A 21,148-nucleotide genomic window follows, 5' to 3' on the forward strand; every position below is an offset into this window, starting at 1 on the left:
CTAAATTTATAGTAATATTGATTTGGGTCATCATCATAACCTCCGTATTAGTTTTCTTGGTCGAAAACATTGTAACACGGGTCATGATGATGACCTTTCCTTTTTACACAATTATATGGACATAATCACGTAGCGCTTGTCTATGTGACCGTTTTTCAGGTTGAAGGCCTCGTTTGGGCACGTATAGCTTGTCTACGTGACCGTTTTTCAGGTTTGGGGCTTCTTTTGGGCACGTAGCGCCTGTCTATGTGACCTTTTTCCATTTTAGGGCTTTGTTTGGGCACATAAAGACTGCCTACGTGACCGTTTTTCGATTACAAAGCTTCGTTTGGGCACATAGAGCTATCCAATCGCTAAATATCAACCCACTCCGCTAACGAATCAATCACATAAGTTGGCTGCACACGATAGCCTCTTAAATGCTCCTTTGTGGTGACACCGGTATGAACTAACAAAGTATCTAGCCCAGCATTAATGCCGGCCATGATATCGGTATTATAATTATCGCCAACCATTAACGTTTCTTCCTTACTTGTTCCTAGCACCTGTAATGCCTGCTCCATAATGATCGATTCAGGTTTACCGATAAAAATCGGCTTGGTTTCGGTTGAAACTGATATTACTGACGTGATTGCGCCATTTCCAGGCATAAACCCTCTTTCCGTTGGCAGTGCAATATCACCGTTCGTCGACACGAATTTCGCACCATTACGAACTGCTAAGCAAGCAACGGTTAGCTTTTCATAATTAATGTCTCGGTCTATCCCAATCACCACATAATCAGCGTCCTCTTCGGCATGCTGAAATCCCTTCTCCTCTAAAGCAACACGAATTCCTTCTTCACCGATTATGTAGATGGATGCATCGTGCTTCTGCTCATAAATGTAGTTGGCGGTTGCTTGACTGGTAGTAAAGACCTGTTCATTTGTAACTGGAATATCGAAGGCTGCTAGCTTCTCTGCTACCTGCGCCGGTGTTCGCGATGAATTATTCGTGACAAACAGATAGGGCAGCCCTTTATCATGAAGTTTTTTAACAAAATCAACGGCCTCGATTATACGCTCAGTTCCGCGATACATCGTTCCATCTAAATCGATTAAATAGCCTCGGTATTTACTCATTGTACTCACTCCTAGTTGTAGCATATCCAATTTCGAAGGATTAGCATGATTTGAAACAAACTATTTCTTTATGTAAAAAACTAATGCTTCCAGTATAAGGAAGCATTAGTCTGTTTACATTAATTTTTAAAGGCAGATACTGGACCAAGCTCATTTTGCAGATAGCTGCGTACTAATGGAGCAAACTCTTTAAGTAACGTTAGGTTTTCTGTAAAATCTGCTTGCACTTGCTCGTGATTAATTTCTGTATAGTTTTGAACTAAAATTTTACGATAAGGAATCACTCTTTTTAGCGCTAAGCTCACTTCTTCAGTTACAACCTTTTCGTCCGTTAAAATATCAATGATATCTTCGTAGCTTCCTGGATCGCGCATAATAAAGCCATCGATGATATCATTGCCGACATCAAGGATCGCCTCAATCATAATATGAGGGATTCTTTCCAACGCAGCTTTTTCAATTGGAGTCGTCCATGACGTTGTTTGTTCAAATAGTTCAATTTGCTTTTCTAAATACGTTAAAATGATTTCAATTTTTTCTCTGTCCACAAAATACATCAGACCTCATCCTTCCAAGTTTGATTCTGAAATGCAATATAATTTAATTTTTCGTAAAATCTGATAAGATAAGCATATGTATGAAAAAATATTCTGCCGTAATTCCTAGGAGGTCAATATGACACAACGTTATTTTTTATATGATGAAAAAGAAGATACAAAAACTCGCTTCGTTAGCTTTGTAGGGGAAACGCAAAGATTTGACCTAGCGATTATTCAATCAAGCCGATTCTATGGCAAGCAATTGGTACTTAACCTGCAGGGCAGTCGCTTTGCAATCATTGGTCCAGATGACCTCGAAGAAGAAGGTTATCTAGAATATGCCTACCAGCTCTCAGAAGAAGAAGCAGCTGAACTTAGAGGCTTCTTACAAGAGACGCTTTAATACCAAAAAGTTAAGCTGAATCATTTTTGTAATTTCCTTAACAGTCAAAAAATAACGGGGTCAGATTTAGTATATCTGACCTTTTGTTATTTTTTAACTTTCTTCATGACAAAATACGCACAACCAAAATTACAGTATTCGTATAAATACTCTGTTAACGTGCTGATTTTTGTATCGAAGGTTGCTTTTTGGTTTTGATCATCAAAAAAACCTTTTAGCCTAAGCTGGCCATAGCCCCAGTCACCGACAATATAATCATATTTATTTAAAATATCGCTATACCTTCCTCGAAATGCTTCTTCGTTAAAACCTTCGCGTTCGTTCTCGATTACTTCATAACAAACATTGTTAATGCAAATCATTTATTGATCCACCTCTCTTTCATAGGAAATGATATCCCTTACAAAACAGCCTTATTTAAATTATAACTGATTCCCCATCAATTACTAAGTGAAAATAGCAGTTTCTTGGTCATTCTAATCATGAGGGGGTGGATTGAATGATAAAGAACCTTGCATTTGCTGGATTTTTTACACTTTTTGCCTTGACTGCCTGCGCCAATAATAATGCTAACGAGCTTGGGGCACGGGACATATACAAGGAAGATGGAAATACGATAAACGTTAACAATCAACGTGCTGAATTATATAACGAAGGAAATGGAAAAAAGAGCTTGCGTAGAAAGAGCGAGGATTTCGGCTATGTAAGACATCAGCGAAATCCAGTTATGGGGACAAATTCAGCCGGCGATCATTATGCTGCTGTCGACAGAGAACAATTGGCAAAAATCATCAGTCAGTTTGAAACCGATGTTCCAAATGTGAATGATGTTTCAACGCTTGTGACAGATGATGAAGTCATTGTTGTATATGAAACGGATTCAAAGGACCGTACCCTTACCGCTGATCAAGTTAAAAAAACGGCCGCTTCCGTCGTACCACGCTGGTTTGAGGTCTATGTGACCGATAATACGAAATTGAGGCAAGATGTCGAAAATTTTGCTACGCTCGATGCTGATAGTAAAAACATCAACACTTTATTGAGCGGTTTAATTGAGAGAGTAAAATCCTCAACTCAAGGGTACTCAAAAAGTATTGAAGCGACCGAGTAAGAAAAGCGGAAGGCGCCCGCTTATCGGCGACAAGCATAAGGCGAGCAGGCCGAAAGGTTGGTCTTTACCTTTTGGACTGATTGACTTATGACCTCGAGCCGATGGCGCCTGAAGCTAGACAGCAGAAAAGCGGAAGGCGCCCGCTTTTCGGCGACAAGCATAAGGCGAGCAGGCCGAAAGGTTGGTCTTTACCTTTTGGACTGATTGACTTATGACCTCGAGCCGATGGCGCCTGAAGCTAGACACTAAATTAATTTCAGTCCTAAAAGAGTTCAGCAAACCATAGCTGAACTCTTTTCATTAATTTGCTTCTTTTTCGTCTTTTGCGATATCCCCAAGTCGCTGTTTTTCTCTTGAGGCAGCACCGACTTGTTCGTCAGCATGATAGGAAGACCGGACTAGCGGACCCGCCTCACAATGGCTAAAGCCCTTCTCCAAGGCAACTTCCCTTAACTCTGCGAACTCCTCAGGGCTATAATATTTTTCAACATATAAATGCTTTTTAGAAGGCTGTAAATATTGGCCAATTGTTAAAATATCTACATCTTGGGCACGTAAATCATCCATCGCTTCAATTATTTCCTCGGTTGTTTCACCGACCCCAATCATGATGCTCGATTTTGTCGGAATATTCGGTTGCAGCTCCTTTGCTCGCTTTAAAAGCTCGAGCGAACGCTCATAGGTCGCTTTAGAACGGACTCTTGGGGTAAGGCGTCTGACCGTTTCAATGTTATGGTTCAGAATATCCGGTTTTGCCTCCATAATGATCTCTATATTTTCTCTCATTCCGCCCATATCAGATGGTAATACTTCAATTGTCGTAAATGGATTTTTGCGACGAATCGCGCGAATCGTTTCTGCGAACACGGCCGCACCGCCATCATTTAGGTCATCACGAGCAACTGCGGTCACTACAACATGCTTTAAGTTCATAAGCTGAACCGAATCAGCGACGCGCTCTGGCTCTTGCCAATCTAATTCTGTTGGAACACCTGTTTTAACTGCACAGAAACGACAAGCCCTAGTACAAATATCTCCAAGGATCATGAAGGTTGCTGTTCGGCGCACTGCCCAGCACTCATGAATATTTGGACATTTTGCCTCCTCACAAACAGTATGCAGGCTTTTTTGTCTCATCATTTTTTTCAACCCGATATAGCTTTCATTTGTATTAAGCTTTATTTTTAACCAATCCGGTTTACGTTTTATTTCTTCTCTGTTGCGCATGCCTTCACACCTTTCATGATGCTTACATTTGTCACTTTATCATATTGGAAAAAGGAGAACAAGCATCGCCACTCTCTATTACCATTTATTGATATAAATGATTTTTTCATCAAAATCACACAATATATATGTCAACAAGAAAAGCGGAAGCGACTTGTTTTGAGACACAGGCACTAGACAGGCAAATCAGATTTTGAAGAAAGGAGGATTCTTGTGCGGCTCAGTCTTATATTCATATTGCTCATCACCTGTTTAATTTTTCCAGAAAACATTACAAAGGCAGCCAATCAGCCAACTCCTGATCTTTATGCACGGAGAATGGAATTATATAAAAAAGTTGAAGCAGCCACGAATATTCCATGGTATTATCTTGCAGCAATCGATCAGTATGAACGAAATGTTCGGTTAGCACGCAGGGATATACCAAAAGCTGAAGGTGTCACCGGAATCTACTTCAAGCCGGAGATATGGGCAGGATTAACAAACCCAAATATGAATGACGATAACCCTACCTCTATCATTTTCTTTGATGGAATCGGCTATGACGGCAACGGTGACGGTAAGGCAAACATTTTAGATGATGAAGATGTTTTATTCGCATTTGCCAATTATTTATTATCCTATGGAATTGATCAAGAAAACTTAAAAATTGGCTTGTGGGAATATTATCATCGCGACAAATCTGTAAGCATCATTATGGGTAAAGCGCAGCTGTATCAGCATTTTAACCGACTTGCTTTAGAAGACCATGCCTTTCCGCTACCGCTTCGATCCAATTATAGCTATCGGAGCACTTGGGGAGATGCACGCGGTTGGGGCGGACGGAGAATTCACGAAGGAACAGATATTTTCGCCGGGTATGGCGTTCCGGTTCGGGCAACCTCGTACGGTATTATCGAAATGAAGGGTTGGAATAAATTTGGAGGCTGGCGCATTGGCATTCGTGACATTAACAACAACTATCATTATTTTGCCCATTTAAGCGGGTTTGCGAAGGACTTGAAGGTTGGTCAAATCGTCGAGCCGGGCATGGTTATTGGTGGAGTTGGTAGCTCTGGCTACGGGCCACCAGGTACGTCAGGTAAATTTCCTCCTCATCTTCATTATGGAATGTATAAAGATAACGGTATTACGGAATGGTCGTATGACCCTCATCCACATTTACGGTTATGGGAGCGTCAGGAACGCCAGAAAACTAGAAACAGGTAACAGGACTCCACCCGAGTTTGGAGTCCCGTTTTTTTGATTATTTTTTTGGCAATGAAAGTGCAGGTGATGAGCTTCCCCCATTGTTGTAATACTGTGGAACATTGCCTTTCATAATAAACATGCCGACTGGAATGTCCTCTGAAATGGTCGTAACCTTAGTGGCAAATGGAATAATAATTTGAACATTGACGGTTAGGTGGACATACACTTGAACATAAGCATTGTTAATTCCAAAATCCTTGATGCTGGTTTTCACATCAGACCGCACATCCCCAATCGCTGTAAAGCGAATCGGAATTTTCGGACCGAGATTTCCGAGCAAGGCATTGTTTGTGGCTTGACCAAGTGGTACGTAGTAGACAATGCCATCTACACCTTTATTCTTTTTTTCAAACTCCACATCGGTTAGTAATTCAAGTTCCGACAAATCCCCACTTTCAGCAACCTTCAAGTTTTTTTGGATGAGATGGGTCGTCTCTGCCTTGACCCGATTCACAATCTCGGCATTTAACTTTGTCATACCCTCTTGGTCTGGAACTGGTTCAATGATGTTTTCTATATCCATTTCATTAGCAATTTTTTTGTTGATGGCATTACTAATCACAAGGGTCGCAATTTTTCTAGTTTGTGATTCTGCATAGCTTATTAAGGTCGGCTTAAGACCTTCATTAACGAGCCATAACCCCATTGCGGTAGAAAAAGAAAAGAAGACAATCGTAAGTAAAAAGACATATCGCAAAGGCAGCGGACCTCTGCGCAGGAGCCGAGTGCGATATTTACGCAAAATAAATCCCTCCTTACAAGCTATATTTATGCAAGCAAGGAGGGATGTAGCGCAAAAAATAACGATTTTGTATGAAAATCCTAAGGATAAGCTTTTGTGTTTGATTAAACCATTTTTAACATTGCATCGCGGCCAATCATTCCTGGTGTAATCCCTAAGCTAGCAGCCTCATGTGTAACTGATTCGAGCGGAGCATTTAACAATTGATCTAATGTCTTCACACCAACTGCACGTCCGGCAATAATCTTCCTGTCTGCTAATTTTTCATTAAGCAAACCCACATCTAATGCCCCGCACATAATATATCCTTTATCACTGGAAACTACCAGCAACGTTGTCTTGGGAAGTTTTACTGAAACACCAACAAAGGTATGTCCCTCAATTTCAATCGGTAACAGCTCTATCAATTTTTCACACTCCTTCCTCCCATATCCTATGTATGTTGATGAAGGAGCGTGTATACATTTTTATTTTTATAAAAATCAATAAGATTTAAGCTTCCATTCAAGTAAATCACGTAAAAATTCTGGTAAAAAGTATTCTTTCGTTTTCGAACGGAAAATCTCCGGAAAGAAACGTCCGAACGTAAACATATCAGGAATTGCAACCTTATATTGCTTTGTTGAATTAATTTCCTCACCATTTATAAAAATTTCTACACTTTGCTGATCACGTTTGAATGTGATTCTACTGTATATAAATGTTCCCATGATTACTCCACGGAAACCTAAGCCCCTCACTTGCAAATGCGGCCATTGTTCATCCCTTGTATGGAGGAGGACTTCCTTCAATTCTTTTCCTTGAAGGAGTACCGTTGCCGGATTAATTGGATGTGGGCAAATATCTAACAAATCAAATCTGGTAATCGGCCCCTGTTTTAATCCATCGAGCAACAATCCAGCATTTAAAAAGGCACAATCCGCCTCACACCACTCCCTAAGGGCGTCACATAATAAGCTTGGTAGCGGTGATTCCTTAAAGTTATCGGCCTTAATTTCAGTTTGGAGCTCGACTACATTTTCCTGAAGCAGCAGCTTACCCTCATCGAAGTATTCAGCGACTAGCTTTTCTTCAGCATCTACGGCTGGTAAATCATTCGTATCATACAGGAGGGCCTTTTGTTTTTGGATTGTATGATTTTCTAACTCAAGGATAACATGGCCGACAAATTGTCCATATTTTCCGGCAGCACAGACGAGACTGTTATTTATCTCTTTACCTTCATGGAAAACGTGATGAGTGTGAGCACCTAATATCACGTCAATTTCCGGGAAATCCCTAGCAATCGCTTCATCATCATTAATCCCCATATGTGATAGCAATACGAGAATATCGGTCTGATTCTTCAGCTCATCTACCTGTTTTCTTAACTCTATGATTGGGTCGGTGAGCTTCCAGCCGAGCAATTGATAGAGGTGCTCGTAGAATACGGTAATGCCGATAAGGCCGACGCGGGTCCCTTTATTCGTTGTCACAATCGTATGCGGCTTAGCCCATTGTGGTCGTCTGCCATCCTCGTAATACAGATTCGCCGCTAGTACTGGGAATTGCGCTTCTGTGTACATATCGTCTAATGCTTCAAATGGAAACGTAATTCCTTCGTTATTTCCAATTGTAATCGCTGTATATTCAGCTTTGTTTAAAAGATCGACGTTCCCTTTACCCAACGTTCCGTCTGAATATGGGTGGAAACGGTCGACATGATCACCAATGTCGAGGAGCAGAACATTGTCGCCCGCCTCTGTATGCCATTTTTTCCGTTCTTGTAATAACGAATGGATGCGTGGCCAGTGATCAAAATGGCTATGTAAATCATTTGTATGGTAAATATGGATGACTTCCAAAACTAATCATTCCTTTGTTGTTAGCGTTTGTTTCTATATGTACTTCCAAGGGCTTGTTATGAGACACTTCCCCGATTTCCAAGCTGTGCTTTGGCACATAGAGACCTTCTATGCGACACTTCTTTGGCTTTTTTACTTCGTTTTGGCTCATAGAAACGTTCTATGCGACACTTCTTTGGCTTTTTTACATCGTTTTGGCTCATAGAGACCTTCTATGCGACACTTCTTTGGCTTTTTTTCTTCGTTTTGGCTCATAGAGACCTTCTATGAGACACTTCTTTAGCTTTTTTTACTTCGTTTTGGTTCATAGAGACCTTCTATGAGACACTCCTTTGGCTTTTTTTCTTCGTTTTGGCTCATAGAGACTTTCTATGCGACACTTCTTTGGCTTTTTTACTTCGTTTTGGTTCATAGAGTCACTTTTCAAATTTCAATTTAAAGATTATTTTATCAAGTTTGCCGAGATCTTTTTTATTAAAATAAATCCAATTGACGCGGTGCTAGGTCGTCGTATTCAATCCCCAGGAGGTCAATCATTTCCTTGGCGTTGTCTGCTGCGTCACCACCAGAATTATTATTAAATACCGCATAGACATTGTCACATTGCTTGTTCAGTTCCTTTAAATTCTCTGCCCATTGCTCAAGTTCCTGCTTATTATAGCGATAAAGATAGCGGACCTCGCGCCAATCCTGCCCCTTCACCTTATTCCAGCCATGCACATTGCGCCCATGGAAGCGGACTAGGACGTTCTCATTGTTCAGTGTATCTAAAATGGTCGGAATCGACGAAAGCCCTGCTTGAGGCTCATCACAGATGCTGTGAATCCATCCTTCTTTTTTCATAAAATCAAGCGTCTTCTGTGTCATTTCTGGAGTGAACCAGGACTGGTGGCGAAACTCTAGAGCACAAGGTGTTTCGCCCATTTGCTCTTTGCACCAGCGTAAATAGGTTACATTTTCCCGCTTGCAATCAAACCACGGTGGAAATTGGAACAAAACCATCGCTAGTTTATGTTCGTAGGGTTCTAGTGATTGAATGAAAGCTTGAAACATTTCTGTTTTATTTTTAAAAGGAATCGGCCCTCGCATGTGGCCAGTCATCCCCTGATAGGCTTTAACGATAAATTTAAATGTTTCCGGGGTATCATTGAACCATTTAGTCGCGTTTTGTTTTGGCTGGATTGCATAAAAGGAGGAATCGACCTCAACGGTAGGAAAATAGCCAGCATATTCACGCAGCTTCTCTCGTGCCGGCAAATTCGGCGTATATAAGCTGTCATGATCGCCCCAGCCCGTTAATCCGATTGAAATCATTTTATGCACCTCCTAATGTTCATGATAGCATACGGAGTTGATGGAACAACAATATTAAGTTTTTTAAGGGAAGTCGAGGAATCGGCTATTAAAGGGTCAGTTTTTATGATAACTTATTTGGCGATTTTCTGATTTATTTGCCGAATTCGAGATTTATTTGCCATTTTCACGATTTATTTGCCAAATTCGAGATTTACTTGCCATTTTCACGATTTATTTGCCAAATTCGAGATTTACTTGCCATTTTCACGATTTATTTGCCAAATTCGAGATTTACTTGCCATTTTCACGATTTACTTGCCAAATTCGAGATTTATTTGCCAAATTGAATTCTCAACACAAAAAATCCGCTCACCCATCTAGGTAAGCGGACTTCAAATAAATTTTAACCGATAGAACCTTCCATCTCGAACTTGATCAATCTATTCATCTCAACTGCGTATTCCATTGGAAGTTCTTTCGTGAATGGCTCGATGAAGCCCATTACGATCATTTCAGTTGCTTCCTGCTCGGAGATACCGCGGCTCATTAGATAGAATAATTGTTCTTCAGATACTTTTGAAACCTTTGCTTCATGCTCAAGTGAGATGTTGTCATTTAAGATTTCATTGTATGGAATCGTATCTGATGTTGATTGATTGTCCATAATCAATGTGTCACACTCGATATTTGCACGTGCGCCATCAGCTTTACGGCCGAAGTGAACGATACCACGGTACGTTACTTTACCGCCGTGCTTCGAGATTGATTTTGACACGATAGTTGAAGAAGTGTTTGGTGCTAAGTGAATCATTTTTGCACCTGCGTCTTGGTGCTGACCTTTACCAGCAATTGCGATGGAAAGTGTCATACCACGAGCGCCTTCTCCTTTTAAAATAACAGCTGGGTATTTCATCGTTAATTTAGAACCGATGTTACCATCAATCCATTCCATTGTTGCATTTTCTTCACAAACGGAACGCTTCGTAACAAGGTTAAAGACATTGTTTGCCCAGTTTTGGATTGTTGTATAGCGGCAATATGCACCTTTTTTAATGATGATTTCTACAACCGCACTATGAAGTGAGTTCGTTGTATAAACCGGTGCTGTACAGCCCTCAACGTAGTGAACATGCGCATCTTCATCAACGATGATTAATGTACGCTCGAATTGACCCATGTTTTCAGAGTTAATTCGGAAGTAAGCTTGTAACGGTGTGTCAACCTTAACGCCAGGTGGAACGTAAATGAATGAACCACCAGACCAAACTGCAGAGTTTAATGCTGCGAATTTGTTATCAGTTGGTGGGATGACCTTTGCCCAGTGCTCACGGAAAATATCTTCATTTTCGCGAAGTGCAGAATCTGTATCCTTAAATACGATTCCAAGTGCTTCAAGGTCTTCCTTCATATTGTGGTAAACAACCTCTGATTCGTACTGTGCCGATACACCGGCTAAGTATTTCTGCTCTGCTTCTGGAATACCAAGCTTATCAAAGGTTTGTTTAATTTCCTCAGGAACCTCATCCCAAGATTTTTCTGAACGCTCAGAAGGCTTAACATAATAAGTAATTTCGTCAAAATTTAACGAAGCTAGGTCACCGCCCCATTGCGGCATTGGCATATTATAAAAATGCTCTAATGACTTTAAACGGAAGTCAAGCATCCACTGAGGTTCGCCTTTCATTTTTGAAATTTCCTCAACAATTTCACGGGTTAAACCGCGTTTTGATCGGAAAATGGAAACGTCTTTATCAGCGAAGCCATATTTGTAATCGCCGATTTCAGGCATTTGTTTTGCCATGTCGAATTCCTCCATTTCTATTGCAGTCACCCTTGAGGGAATCATGCTTTTTGCTCGTAAAACGTTGATTTCCGCTCCAGGCACGAGCGGTCGCGGGCGGTGCAGGGAGCCTCCTCGGCACTTTGCGCCTACGGGGTCTACCTATGCCCTTTACTCCCGCAGGAGTCTTCGTGCCTTCCGCTCCATCAACTTGGTTACAGATAATTCATCTATTATTTATAAAGACAGTTATTCTTCTTTTTTATCGTCTTCGAGGCCTTTTTCCATTGCCTTCCATGCGAGAGTAGCACATTTAATTCGAGCTGGGAATTTGCATACACCTTGTAATGCTTCGATATCACCTAAGTCTAGGCTCTCATCATATTCTTTACCCTGCATAATGTTCGAGAACGCATGAGAAATCTCAATTGCGTCATTAATACTTTTCCCCTTAATCGCTTGGGTCATCATTGAAGCTGATGACATTGAAATCGAACAGCCTTCTCCCTCAAATTTCGCATCGACAACGATACCATTTTCTACCTTCATCGTTAAGCGAATGCGGTCACCACAGGTTGGGTTATTCATGTTTACCGTTAAACTTCCATCCTCTAAAACCCCTTTATTACGAGGGTTTTTGTAGTGATCCATGATAACTTGACGATAAAGGGTATCTAAATTATTAAAAGACATCGCTAAAATACTCCTTTGTTTTCATAAGCCCTGTTACAAGCTTATCAATTTCCTCTTCCGTATTATATAAGTAGAAGCTGGCACGAGCAGTCGCAGATGCCTTTAACCATTTCATTAAAGGTTGAGCACAATGATGTCCTGCCCGAACCGCAATTCCTTCAGCATCGAGAACTGTTGCGACATCATGCGGATGGACATCATCTAAATTGAAGGTAACCACACCTGCACGCTGTGATAAATCCTTCGGACCATAAATAGTCATTCCGTCTATGGTCGACATTCTTTCCATCGCATATGCTGTTAGTTTATGTTCATGCTCAAGTATTTGTTCAAGGCCTATTTCCTGAAGAAAGTCGATTGCTGCACCTAAACCAATTGCCCCAGCAATGATTGGTGTGCCGCCTTCAAATTTCCAAGGAAGCTCCTTCCAGGTTGAATCATAGAGATCAACAAAATCGATCATTTCCCCACCGAACTCGATTGGCTCCATTTTATCCAGCAATTCTTTCTTTCCGTATAAAACACCGATGCCTGTAGGACCGCACATTTTATGACCGGAGAATGCTAGGAAGTCACAGTCTAAATCTTGAACATCAACTTTCATATGTGGAATGCTTTGTGCACCATCGACTACCATAATTGCGCCATTTTCATGGGCAATTTTAGCAATTTCCTTAATTGGATTGATCGTACCAAGCACGTTAGAAACCTGCATAACTGAAACGATTTTCGTATTTGGAGTAATCGTAGCACGAACATCCTCCAATGAAAGCGTTCCGTCTTCCTGAAGCGGGAAATATTTTAATGTTGCACCAGTTTGCTTAGCGACCTGCTGCCAAGGGATGATATTGCTGTGGTGCTCCATCATTGTGATTACAATCTCATCGCCTTCTTTAAGGTTGGCACCACCATAGCTTCGCGCTACAGTGTTTAATGATGTCGTTGTTCCACGAGTAAAGATGATTTCCTGCATAGATTTTGCATTGATAAACTTACGAACCTTCTCACGAGCTCCTTCATATCCATCAGTAGCTCTTGTTCCTAATGTGTGAACGCCTCGATGAACATTGGAATTATATTCACGATAATATCGGTTGACTTCCTCAATTACACTAACAGGCTTTTGAGAGGTAGCCGCGCTGTCAAGGTAGACGAGCGGGCTGCCATTTACATCCTGATGTAAAATCGGAAACAATTTTCGGATCTCTTGAATGTTCATTATTTTACTTTCCTTTCAATCACTTCAACGAGCTGTTTCTTAACTCCTTCAATTGGTAGTTCGTTCACCACAGGTGCTAAGAAACCGTGAATGATTAGGCGTTCTGCCTCTTTTTTCGGAATTCCGCGGCTCATAATGTAATACAATTGAACTGGATCAACACGGCCAACAGATGCAGCGTGCCCAGCCATTACATCGTCTTCATCGATTAATAGAATTGGGTTAGCATCACCACGGGCCTTATCGCTTAACATCAACACGCGAGATTCTTGCTCAGCATTTGATTTAGACGCTCCATGTTCAATTTTACCAATACCATTAAAGATGGAAGAAGCGCCATCCTTCATAACACCGTGCTTTAGAATATGACCAGTTGTGTGTTTACCAAAGTGTACAATACTTGTTGTGAAGTTTTGTGTTTGTTCACCACGTCCAACGACAACCGTTTTTGATTCGCTATTTGAACCGTCACCAATTAGGTTAGTTGTATTTTCAGAAATTGTATTTCCATCGTTCATTAAACCTAATGCCCAGTCAATTTGTGCATCTTTTCCGGCTACGCCACGACGGTTTACGTATGTTGTAACACCTGCTGCAAGCGTGTCAACTGCACCGTATTGAACTTTCGCATTGCCACCAGCAATTACTTCAGTCACAAGATTGAAGATGCCTGCTGCTTGGTCAACTGTAGAGATGTAGTTCTCAACGTATGTTACAGCACTGTTCTCTTCCGCCACTACAAGTACATGGTTGAATAGATTTGTTTCAACATCATCGTGTAGGAATACCGCTTGGATTGGCTGAGATACTTCAACATTTTTCGGAACATAAAGGAAAATTCCGCCATTTAAGTATGCCGCATGAACAGCAGTTAAACGGTGTTCATCCACTTTCACTCCGTTTTTCATTAGGTAACGCTGAAGCAAATCACCGTGCTCACGTGCTGCAGTAAAGATATCTGTAAAAATAACGCCCGCATCCTGCAATTCCTTAGATAGAGAAAGGTATGCTGGACGGTTATTGCGTTGAATATATAAATTGTTTGTGCTTGAATCAAGTTCGATTAGTGCCTTTACATCTTCAGGTAAATCGTTTAATGAAGCAAAGTCATCGCTTTTAACGATATGCTTTGAAAAATCAGTAAAGTTCCACTTGTCAATTTTAGTTTTATCAGGTTTTGGCATTGGTAAAGCTTGCGCCTCAGTCAATGCTTGTAAACGAAACTCGGTTAACCAAGCTGGTTCGTTCATTTCTGTTGAAAAAGAACGAATGTAGTCCTGGTCAAAAGGTAATTTTATTTCAGTTGTCATGTTTATCCCCCCAACGCTTACGCTTCTTGCTCAACTGTTTCGTCTTCAATTCCTAGCTCTTGCTTGATCCAGTCGTATCCTTCTGCTTCTAAGCGTTGTGCTAATTCAGCCCCACCGGATTTCACGACACGGCCTTGCATCATCACGTGAACGAAGTCAGGAGTAATATAGTTTAACAGGCGTTGATAGTGAGTAATCACTAAACAGCCGAAGTTTTCACCGCGCATTTTGTTAATACCCTTTGATACAACCTTTAGAGCGTCAATATCTAATCCTGAATCGATTTCATCAAGGATTGCAATTTTCGGTTGAATCATCATTAATTGAAGAATCTCATTACGCTTTTTCTCACCGCCTGAGAAACCTTCATTTAAGTAACGCTGTGCCATGTTTGGATCCATTTCAAGGAATTCCATCTGTTTATCCATTTCGCGGATAAATTTCATTAGTGTAATTTCGTTACCTTCTTCACGACGAGCGTTAACTGCTGAACGTAAAAAGTCTGCATTTGTTACTCCGTTAATCTCACTTGGGTACTGCATAGCGAGAAAAAGACCAGCACGTGCACGTTCGTCAACTTCCATTTCTAGAACGTTTTGACCGTCTAATTCAATAGTACCTTGAGTTACTTCATATTTAGGGTGACCCATAATAGCTGAAGATAAAGTTGACTTCCCAGTACCGTTCGGACCCATGATAGCGTGGAATTCTCCGCCTTTAATCTCTAGATTTACACCTTTTAAAATTTCTTTCCCATCGATTGAAACATGAAGATCTTTAATTGTTAAAGTTGATCCTGCCATTTATAAATACCTCCATCACTGTATATCCTTCAGCTATAATAGCTGGATATTATTCATTCTCAATTTATTCTCATTACAATCTTATAACAAATTAAATTTGTAAGCAACATTTAAAGATTGATAATTCCTTCCTTTATAAAGAACAATGCAATCTACATTTCGATAATAATGAATATTTTTTCCTTATTACCTCTTTTCATGTATGAAGTCTTTATTAATAGGAATTCTTTTAGATTTTACTTAAATGCTTTTAATATATTTTTGTTGATTTCCGCTCCAAGTACTTCATGCGCATTGGTAAACAGAAAAAAAGCTGACCCTTTTGATGCAAGTCAAGCTGCGGGTTCTTCTATTATTATAAAAAATTCTAGGTATTGTTCCTTGTTTTAAATCAAGTTAGAAAAAAATATCGAAAAATGTCTTAAATGACTCCTTAATATTATACTATTCTTTTCACACAAAACAATACAGGCATCTCCAAGATGCCTGCATGTTTTATACAAAAAAGTAATTGGGGATTACTTCTTAGTTAATAGATTATTTTACAGATAATACTGCGCCCTCGTATTTATCTTGGATGAATTTTTGGATTTCTTCAGACTTTAGTACTTCGACAAGTGTTTTTAACTCTTCATTATTTTTATCAGCAGAGTTCACAACAACAAGGTTCGCTGGAACCACATCTTTACCTTCTTGGCCGATTAAAGTGTTTTTGATATCGATATCGCCTTCAAGTGCATAGTTTAAGTTGATGACAACCGCATCACCTTCACCAGCTTCAAATGATGAAGCTAATAGTTTTGCTTCGATTAATGTTGAGAAATCAAGTTTCTTCGGATTTTCAACGATATCCTCAACGCGAGCATTAGCACCCACGCCTTCTTTAAGCTTAATTAAACCTGCTTTTTCAAAAATCGGTAAGATACGACCGTGATCACTTAAAGAATTGCTCATAATGATTTTCGCGCCAGTTGGTAGCTCCTTTAAGCTCTTATATTCTTTAGAATAGATTCCAATTGGCTCTTGGTGGATTTCACCAATGCTGACAAAATCAAAATCAGGATTGTCTTCTAATTGAAGTTCTAGGTAACCAGGTGTTTGGAAGTAGTTCGCATCCAATTCTTTATCATGTAGTGCAACGTTTGGAAGAATATAGTCTTGGAACACTTCCACTTTAAGTTCAATTCCTTTTTCTTTTAACAATGGCTTTGCAGCATCAAGAACTTCAGCATGGGGAACTGCAGATGCACCGACAACAAGTGTTTTATCGTCATTCTTCGTCTCCTTTTCAGTTGACTTCTCGTCAGCACCGCCGCAAGCCGCAAGTACTAAAGCTAAAATTGCAATGGTAATAAAGCTTAATAATTTTTTCATTTTGTTCTCCTCCTGTTAGCGTTTGTCTGTTTTCTTTGTAAAATAATCTCCAATAAATTGGATGATAAAAACTAAAATCAATATCGCAACTGTTGCAACAAAGGTAACCTCGGTTCGGTTGCGCTGGAATCCTTCTAGATATGCGAAGTGCCCAAGCCCACCTGCTCCAATTACTCCAGCCATCGCCGTAAAGCTGACTAATGAAATGGCAGTTACGGTTATTCCGGAAATTAGCGCTGGAAAGCTTTCAGGAATTAACACTTTAAAAATAATTTGGCTGTGAGTCGCTCCCATTGATTGTGCGGCTTCAATGACACCTTTATCGATTTCACGTAAAGCAATCTCGACCATGCGAGCATAAAATGGTGCAGCTCCGATAATCAAGGCTGGAAGCGCAGCATTAGCACCCAGCATCGTTCCAACTAATACTTTCGTGAATGGAATCAGTAAAACAATTAATATAATGAAGGGAATAGATCGAAATACGTTTACAAACCCAGCAATAACAATATTGATCGCCCTGTTTTGCCATATATTACCTTTGTCAGTTAAGAATAATAGCAGACCTAATAATAGTCCTAGAATGAATGTTGCAAGTACAGAAATAGCGGTCATATATATGGTTTCCTGGGTAGCAATCCATAATTGATCCCACTTTACGGTTTCAAATAATCCCTGTTCAGCCATTTCTGATCACCTCCACACCAATTTGCTGGGAGTGTAGGAAATCAGTAGCCTTATCAATTTCTTGTTTGTCTCCGTCGAGGTGAAGAAATAATGTTCCATAGGCTCCTGTTTGTGTTTGCGAAATTTTCCCTTGCAAAATCGAAACAGTTACCTCAAATTTCCGAATGAGATCGGCAATAACTGGTTGCTCTGCAGCCTCACCAACAAAGGATAATTGCACAACTTGTCCATGTGGGTAACGAGCCAATATAGAATCAATTGTTTCCTTCGTTTCCTCCGGTTCAGTCACCTGTTGAACAAATCGTTTCGTAATTGGCTGCTCCGGCTTTTTAAATACATTTAGAACATTGCCAAGCTCAACAATTTTCCCATTTTCCATCACTGCCACCCGATGGCATATTTTCCTAATCACATGCATTTCATGGGTGATTAGAACAATCGTTAAGCCGAGTCGTTTATTGATATCTACTAATAGGTCAAGGATTGAATCGGTTGTTTGCGGATCCAAAGCCGAGGTTGCTTCGTCGCAAAGGAGAACCTTCGGGTTATTAGCAAGAGCCCTCGCAATTCCAACCCGCTGCTTTTGCCCACCGCTTAACTGGGATGGATAGCTGTCCTCTCTTCCCTCAAGACCAACTAGCTTCGTTAACTCATCCACTCGCTTTAACCGTACCGATTTTGGTACCCCGGCAATCTCAAGTGGAAAGGCGATGTTTTCTCGTACTGTTCTTGACCAAAGCAAGTTAAAGTGCTGGAAAATCATACTGATTTCCTGGCGAGCCTTGCGAAGCTCACCACCCTTAATTTTCGAGACTTCATTTCCGGCCACATTTATACTTCCATCTGAAGGAATTTCAAGTCCGTTCAGCATTCTAATTAAAGTACTTTTTCCAGCTCCGCTATAGCCAATGACACCAAAGATTTCTCCTTCTTTTACTTCCAAATTCACATCGTCAACAGCAGTGACAGGGCCGTTTTTTGAAGGATAGATCTTCTTTATACCTTTTATCGAAATCATTGGATCACCTCTTTTATTGTTCATAGCATTTGCTTTTTAGTTTTAAGAAATGCTGTGCATATAAAATTTAGCCAATCAACTATTATATTGAAATAAAAATACCTTTCTGCAAAATGAGCAGAAAGGTATAGTGGTAGTCTATCATCCTTCCTCTCATCTTCCAAAGCAAATGCTTTGTGTGAATTGGCACCTTTTCATTTGCAGCTGTTGCAAATGACGGTTGCCGGGTTTCATAGGGCACGTCCCTCCACCTCTCTTGATAAGAGCGTATATTTAATTCTAACAATCTTAATGTGTTTTCTTGGCTATGAAAGTGATTCTATCACGAAGTTAAAATATCTGTCAACTCAAAATTTTATATTAATATATTATATTGCGTTAATTTTGATTGAAGTCCTACGAAAATCAATCTTATCTTGAAGTTAAACCAGTAGCTTTTTCAATTGCTTGCTCTAGATCATCAATTAAATCTTCAGCATTCTCAATACCGATAGATAAACGGATTAAATCCTCAGACACACCTGCAGCAGCTAAACCTTCCTCATCAAGCTGTTGGTGAGTCGTGCTTGCTGGATGAATGACAAGGCTCTTCGCATCACCAACATTGGCAACATGCGTCCAAAGTTCAAGCTCATTAATAAACTTCGAGCCAGCTTCACGGCCACCCTCGATACCAAAAACAACAACTGAACTAGCGCCTTTTGGCAAGTACTTATCAGCAAGCTCCTTATCTGGGTGTCCATCTTTTCCAGGATAAAGAATCCATTTCACACCTGGATGGGCATCCAAATATTCGATAATCGTTTTTGTATTGGCGATATGTTCTTTCATACGTACATGTAAAGTTTCTAGTCCTAAAGCTAATTGGAACGCATTTTGCGGACTGATAGCAGGTCCCATGTCTCTTAATAATTGAACACGTGCTTTAATAATAAACGCAGCTGGACCAACTGCATCACTGTACACAATGCCGTTGTAGCTTGGGTCTGGTGTTGTAAATTGCGGGAATTTGCCATTTGTCCAATCAAATTTACCGCCATCGACAATAATTCCACCTAATGTTGTACCATTTCCGCCAATCCATTTTGTCGCAGAATGAATCACGATATCTGCACCGTATTCAATCGGTTTTAATAAGTATGGAGTTGCAAATGTGTTATCAACGATTAACGGAACTCCTGCTTCATGAGCAATATCTGCCACTTTTTCAATATCAAGGACGCGCAAGCTAGGGTTACCAATTGTTTCAGCAAAAACGGCTTTCGTTTTATCAGTAATCGCTGCACGGAAATTCTCTGGATCTTCCACATTAACAAATTTCACATTAATTCCGTAACGCGGAAGTGTATTCGCGAATAAATTGTAGGTACCGCCATAAAGTGCCGATGCCGCAACAATTTCGTCACCAGCTTGGGCAATATTTAGGATAGCAGTAGTAATCGCAGACATACCACTAGCAAGTGCTAGCGCACCAATTCCACCTTCTAAAAGAGTTACACGCTCTTCAAATACCGTTACGGTAGGGTTATGTATACGTGTATAAATATAGCCTGACTCAGCTAATGCAAATAAATTAGCAGCATGCTCAGTATTGTTAAACTGGTAAGCGTTGCTCATGTAGATTGGAACCGCCCGCGCTCCTGTCACAGGGTCTGGTGAAAGTCCACCATGCACGCTTAATGTTTCAAAACGATAATTCTTTTTCTTTTCAGTCATTGTCGTCTCTCCTTTGATCTTATAATTAATAAAAGCGCAAGCGCCTTGGCGCTGAAGCTAGTCACTAATCAAAAAGCCCTCTTCTTAATAAGAAGAGGGCTGATAAGCTAATTCATCTCTCCTTATCTATCAGAGCTCGATACTCTGCTGGAATTAGCACCGTGTATGTAAAACCGGTTGCCGGGCGTCGTAGGGCCAGTCCCTCTGCCTCTCTTGATAAGAAACTACTATTCACTTTTAATTAAAAGTAATAGTATCATAGGAAAATAATTCTCGTCAATAGAACGGATTTGTTTTTCTGATTATTATCTATATTATGCACATTGTTCATCCGGTTTTGCTAAGAAAAGGATTGCTTCTAGGAGTAGCGTCGCCCGGAGCGAACCAGAAATCGTCAGCAGCTGCTGGGTCTGGGCCTCACGCAATTTAATCTTTCCATATAGTAGCTCTAGTGCCGAGTTATAGGAGGTTGAAATAGTAACAGTGTCTGAACCCTCATTTATTGAATTTAATTGTTGTGGGGCATGAGCAACCTCATTTTCAATACTGAGAAAATACACCCCTTTTTCTGTATCAATACAAACCTGCAAAGGAGCATGGCGGACTAAACTGTGAAGATGACTCTTTTGATTAAAGCTCACGATAAACGGCTCAAATATACTCACCAGAACATACACCTCACCCTTTAACTTATCCGGAATTCATCACCTGATTAATTTTTTCATATAAAAATGGGACTGATTGAAACGCATATATTTTATGTTTTACAATGCCCTCCTTAAAAATCAGTAAGCAAGGAACACTTTCAATTAATAGTTCTTCTGCAAGAGCGCGATTGAAGTTTACATTCATTTTGACCAAATGGATATTTGGCATCAACTCTTCGATCACAGTTAGCATTTTCGAGGCCACTGCGCAAGTACCACACATTGGTGTATAAGCATAAACTAGTCCATTATATTGGTGCAAATCTAATAGGATTTCTACATGGGTTTCGTTATTCATTGGTGCGAT

At 40.3% G+C, this 21,148-nt stretch carries 21 protein-coding genes, 1 pseudogene and 2 riboswitches; of the genes and pseudogenes, 3 read left to right on the forward strand and 19 right to left on the reverse strand.

The annotated features are described in order from the left end of the window. Positions 1-353 precede the first annotated feature (353 nt). A complete protein-coding gene (locus FXW34_RS10585) occupies positions 354-1,121 on the reverse strand; it encodes a TIGR01457 family HAD-type hydrolase (RefSeq protein ID WP_147533965.1) in 768 nt (255 codons plus the stop codon). A 119-nt stretch (positions 1,122-1,240) separates the two neighbouring features. After that, positions 1,241-1,678 (reverse strand): DUF86 domain-containing protein, encoded by a 438-nt coding sequence (locus FXW34_RS10590; RefSeq protein WP_147533966.1) that lies wholly within the window; start codon positions 1,676-1,678, stop codon positions 1,241-1,243. A gap of 118 nt (positions 1,679-1,796) precedes the next feature. On the opposite strand from FXW34_RS10590, the gene FXW34_RS10595 reads away from it, so the two are divergent. Continuing rightward, the gene (locus tag FXW34_RS10595; RefSeq protein WP_147533967.1) at positions 1,797-2,063 is read left to right on the forward strand and encodes a DUF3055 domain-containing protein; all 267 of its coding nucleotides are present in this window, start codon (positions 1,797-1,799) and stop codon (positions 2,061-2,063) included. Positions 2,064-2,149: 86 nt separating this feature from the next. On the opposite strand, the gene FXW34_RS10600 is transcribed toward FXW34_RS10595, so the two are convergent. Continuing rightward, complete coding sequence (locus tag FXW34_RS10600) at positions 2,150-2,425, reverse strand: YutD family protein (protein WP_147533968.1); 276 nt, start codon at positions 2,423-2,425, stop codon at positions 2,150-2,152. Positions 2,426-2,562: 137 nt separating this feature from the next. Here FXW34_RS10600 and FXW34_RS10605 point away from each other — a divergent pair, with 137 nt between their 5' ends. After that, the gene (locus FXW34_RS10605) at positions 2,563-3,174 is read left to right on the forward strand and encodes a YhcN/YlaJ family sporulation lipoprotein (RefSeq protein ID WP_147533969.1); all 612 of its coding nucleotides are present in this window, start codon (positions 2,563-2,565) and stop codon (positions 3,172-3,174) included. A 300-nt stretch (positions 3,175-3,474) separates the two neighbouring features. Here the strand turns inward: FXW34_RS10605 and lipA are convergent. Continuing rightward, positions 3,475-4,410, reverse strand: a pseudogene (gene lipA / locus FXW34_RS10610) (lipoyl synthase); the annotation flags it as partial. A gap of 246 nt (positions 4,411-4,656) precedes the next feature. Between lipA and FXW34_RS10615 the strand changes: the two are divergent. Next, positions 4,657-5,610 carry a M23 family metallopeptidase gene (locus FXW34_RS10615; protein WP_425457427.1) on the forward strand — a complete coding sequence of 318 codons (954 nt, stop codon included), beginning with the start codon at positions 4,657-4,659 and terminating at the stop codon, positions 5,608-5,610. A 37-nt stretch (positions 5,611-5,647) separates the two neighbouring features. On the opposite strand, the gene yunB is transcribed toward FXW34_RS10615, so the two are convergent. From yunB to FXW34_RS10690, 15 genes are all read right to left on the reverse strand, one after another. After that, positions 5,648-6,394, reverse strand: coding sequence for a sporulation protein YunB (yunB, locus tag FXW34_RS10620; protein WP_147533971.1), 747 nt, complete (start codon positions 6,392-6,394; stop codon positions 5,648-5,650). A 104-nt stretch (positions 6,395-6,498) separates the two neighbouring features. Then, the gene (locus FXW34_RS10625) at positions 6,499-6,801 is read right to left on the reverse strand and encodes a YunC family protein (RefSeq protein WP_147533972.1); all 303 of its coding nucleotides are present in this window, start codon (positions 6,799-6,801) and stop codon (positions 6,499-6,501) included. A 75-nt stretch (positions 6,802-6,876) separates the two neighbouring features. After that, entirely contained in the window at positions 6,877-8,238 is a 1,362-nt protein-coding gene (locus tag FXW34_RS10630; protein WP_147533973.1) for a bifunctional metallophosphatase/5'-nucleotidase, read from the reverse strand. 474 nt (positions 8,239-8,712) lie between these two features. Next, positions 8,713-9,552: a DUF72 domain-containing protein gene (locus FXW34_RS10635; protein WP_147533974.1), complete on the reverse strand. Its 840-nt coding sequence runs from the start codon at positions 9,550-9,552 to the stop codon at positions 8,713-8,715. A 385-nt stretch (positions 9,553-9,937) separates the two neighbouring features. Further along, complete coding sequence (sufB, locus tag FXW34_RS10640; RefSeq protein ID WP_147533975.1) at positions 9,938-11,335, reverse strand: Fe-S cluster assembly protein SufB; 1,398 nt, start codon at positions 11,333-11,335, stop codon at positions 9,938-9,940. Positions 11,336-11,563: 228 nt separating this feature from the next. Continuing rightward, on the reverse strand, positions 11,564-12,007 hold the full coding sequence (sufU, locus tag FXW34_RS10645) for a Fe-S cluster assembly sulfur transfer protein SufU (protein ID WP_147533976.1): 444 nt from the start codon (positions 12,005-12,007) through the stop codon (positions 11,564-11,566). Further along, the gene (locus tag FXW34_RS10650; RefSeq protein ID WP_147533977.1) at positions 11,997-13,226 is read right to left on the reverse strand and encodes a cysteine desulfurase; all 1,230 of its coding nucleotides are present in this window, start codon (positions 13,224-13,226) and stop codon (positions 11,997-11,999) included. The genes sufU and FXW34_RS10650 overlap by 11 nt, the downstream gene beginning before the upstream one ends. Beyond that, complete coding sequence (gene sufD / locus FXW34_RS10655) at positions 13,226-14,536, reverse strand: Fe-S cluster assembly protein SufD (RefSeq protein WP_147533978.1); 1,311 nt, start codon at positions 14,534-14,536, stop codon at positions 13,226-13,228. Before sufD ends, FXW34_RS10650 begins: the two co-directional genes overlap by 1 nt. A gap of 17 nt (positions 14,537-14,553) precedes the next feature. Beyond that, positions 14,554-15,339 carry a Fe-S cluster assembly ATPase SufC gene (sufC, locus tag FXW34_RS10660; protein WP_147533979.1) on the reverse strand — a complete coding sequence of 262 codons (786 nt, stop codon included), beginning with the start codon at positions 15,337-15,339 and terminating at the stop codon, positions 14,554-14,556. Between the two features lie 537 nt (positions 15,340-15,876). Beyond that, positions 15,877-16,713, reverse strand: a complete 837-nt coding sequence (locus FXW34_RS10665) for a MetQ/NlpA family ABC transporter substrate-binding protein (RefSeq protein WP_147533980.1) — start codon at positions 16,711-16,713, stop codon at positions 15,877-15,879. Between the two features lie 15 nt (positions 16,714-16,728). After that, complete coding sequence (locus tag FXW34_RS10670) at positions 16,729-17,400, reverse strand: methionine ABC transporter permease (protein WP_147533981.1); 672 nt, start codon at positions 17,398-17,400, stop codon at positions 16,729-16,731. Continuing rightward, complete coding sequence (locus tag FXW34_RS10675; protein WP_147533982.1) at positions 17,393-18,418, reverse strand: methionine ABC transporter ATP-binding protein; 1,026 nt, start codon at positions 18,416-18,418, stop codon at positions 17,393-17,395. The genes FXW34_RS10670 and FXW34_RS10675 overlap by 8 nt, the downstream gene beginning before the upstream one ends. A 150-nt stretch (positions 18,419-18,568) precedes the next feature. Next, positions 18,569-18,684: riboswitch (SAM riboswitch) on the reverse strand. A 145-nt stretch (positions 18,685-18,829) separates the two neighbouring features. Then, positions 18,830-20,134 carry an O-acetylhomoserine aminocarboxypropyltransferase/cysteine synthase family protein gene (locus FXW34_RS10680; protein ID WP_147533983.1) on the reverse strand — a complete coding sequence of 435 codons (1,305 nt, stop codon included), beginning with the start codon at positions 20,132-20,134 and terminating at the stop codon, positions 18,830-18,832. Between the two features lie 119 nt (positions 20,135-20,253). Continuing rightward, positions 20,254-20,357, reverse strand: a riboswitch (SAM riboswitch). Between the two features lie 91 nt (positions 20,358-20,448). Further along, a complete protein-coding gene (locus FXW34_RS10685; RefSeq protein WP_147533984.1) occupies positions 20,449-20,799 on the reverse strand; it encodes an SCP2 sterol-binding domain-containing protein in 351 nt (116 codons plus the stop codon). Between the two features lie 25 nt (positions 20,800-20,824). Continuing rightward, on the reverse strand, positions 20,825-21,139 hold the full coding sequence (locus FXW34_RS10690) for a thioredoxin family protein (RefSeq protein ID WP_147533985.1): 315 nt from the start codon (positions 21,137-21,139) through the stop codon (positions 20,825-20,827). Positions 21,140-21,148 lie beyond the last annotated feature (9 nt).

The sequence above is a fragment of the Bacillus marasmi genome (genome assembly GCF_902168435.1).
In the GTDB taxonomy this organism is placed as follows: Bacteria; Bacillota; Bacilli; order Bacillales; family Cytobacillaceae; genus Bacillus_BU; species Bacillus_BU marasmi.